Raw genomic sequence first — 299 nt, 5'->3', positions numbered from 1 at the left:
AGGTAAAACCAAAATTATTACTCTCCCCTACTTTTTAATCTTTTTAGACCGTAAAACCCAGCTTCCTATCCTCCCTAAAATTGGACAAAATAGTACCGAGGGCTGGTTTATAAAAACAAATTTTAATTATTACATTGATGAAAAATCTTATGGAACACTTTATGTAGATTGGATGGAAAATAAAGGATTGGGAATTGGTTTAAAACAGATTTGGGAAATTGGAGATGAAAATAATGCTGGAGAAACTTCTTTATATCTATATCAAATAAAGGCAAAAAGTACGGGTAATTTTAATTTAA

Annotated in this window: 1 protein-coding gene; it reads left to right on the top strand. The window is 29.8% G+C overall.

Features of this window, described 5'->3' with window-relative positions:
* A partial coding sequence (locus tag COZ07_RS05860; RefSeq protein ID WP_406607640.1) for a hypothetical protein occupies positions 1-299 on the top strand: 299 nt, incomplete at both ends.

This window comes from Candidatus Infernicultor aquiphilus, assembly GCF_002784285.1.
GTDB lineage: Bacteria > Atribacterota > Phoenicimicrobiia > Phoenicimicrobiales > Phoenicimicrobiaceae > Infernicultor > Infernicultor aquiphilus.
Note: the sequence above shows the minus strand (reverse complement) of the source record. Positions and strands in the feature narration are given on the sequence as shown.